This is a genomic window from Kitasatospora sp. NPDC085895 (genome assembly GCF_040702125.1).
GTDB lineage: Bacteria > Actinomycetota > Actinomycetes > Streptomycetales > Streptomycetaceae > Kitasatospora > Kitasatospora arboriphila.
Window position 1 is genome coordinate 1 of sequence record NZ_JBFBJY010000238.1, and the last position, 1,279, is coordinate 1,279.

The following is a 1,279-nucleotide window of genomic DNA, read 5'->3' on the forward strand; positions in this document are numbered from 1 at the left end:
CCGGGGTGATCGTCCAACGACGGCGTTGCGGGGGCGGTGAGTTGACCCAGACCGACAGGGATGGGAGATGATGAGCGCGCAGGCACGGCTTTCCGCTGTGGTGATCAGGGACTCGACACCTCATGATCACCCGGAGGCCGTGCCTGCCTCCGTCTCACAGCAGAACATCTGCCGCATAACACATCGAAGCACCCGATCACTCACCAACCGGGCGCACCGCGAGAACGACTCGGCCCTGGTGGCACACCCGCTCGAACACCAGGATCCCGGCGAGGGTGGCTCCGCTCTCCACGCTCATCTGATCTCCCGTTAGGAAGCATTCGTCCGGCACAGGACGATCGCCGCGCAGGGCTTGTCCGCCGGCCGGTACGGAACTCGTGTCCGGAGTGGCTGCCCGATCAGCCGGGCCGTGCAGGCGGCGGGTACGGCTGCTATCCGGCCAGAGGCGCATCCACCGTGCAGGGCGCTGTCGGCGGCGTCGGTGTCGGGACGACCGCAAGGCTGCGGACCGGGACGGCCGCGGTGGTATGGGCGAGGGCGTGGAAGGAGCGCTCCTCCTCGGCCGCCGACCGCGACTCGGCCGTGGTCTGCCAGCCGCAGGAGCACGTGGCCGTCCACCCCGCCCGGCCGGTGCAGTCGGCCTCCCGGAACGCGCCCTGAGAAGCGGTGCGGTGTTCGCACACACTCCCGTCCTGGTGCACGACATCCACCCGCAGAATCCGACGAACCATGACCTGCAACCTCCGAACGAACAACGGTGATCCGGCGACCGGCCGGCCACAGACCCGGCCAGCCGAGAACCGATACGAACCCGGACGCCCCTGCCCGGCCAGCAGTTGGCCGGACAAGAGCGGCGTACGCCGCCGGGGGCTCGAACCCCGGACCCGCTGATTAAAAGTCAGCTGCTCTGCCAACTGAGCTAGCGGCGCCCCTACACCGGTCACAGATGACCAACCAGCGCGAAAGGTTTCACAGAAATACTCAAATACGAAACACGGAAAGAAGTTGAGTAATACGTACTCACAAATGAGAGCTGCAGATCCTCGGCGCTCAGGCTCATCCCGCCGCTGCTTCGCGCCGCCACAACGAGGCAGCCAGGCACTACCAGACGCCGGCCCGGGCAGCAGAGGCTCTGACACGGTTCGATACTGTGGGCGCAGCGGTGTCGAGTGGAAGGGGGCCCAGGCCTCGATCGTTCACGCGCGCGCGCCGGCATGAGGGGTTCGGCTGGGCTGTCCGGTTCCTGATGATTCGTCCTGCGGTGTGATGCTCGCTGGTC

General features: G+C 66.9%; 1 protein-coding gene and 1 tRNA gene. One reads left to right on the top strand and one right to left on the bottom strand.

Translation table 11 applies throughout. The features are described 5' to 3' along the window. Positions 1 to 456 precede the first annotated feature (456 nt). Entirely contained in the window at positions 457 to 660 is a 204-nt protein-coding gene (locus tag AB0442_RS42525) for a hypothetical protein (RefSeq protein ID WP_366168857.1), read from the top strand. A gap of 196 nt (positions 661 to 856) precedes the next feature. On the opposite strand, the gene AB0442_RS42530 is transcribed toward AB0442_RS42525, so the two are convergent. Next, positions 857 to 929, bottom strand: a tRNA-Lys gene (locus AB0442_RS42530). Positions 930 to 1,279: the final 350 nt, after the last annotated feature.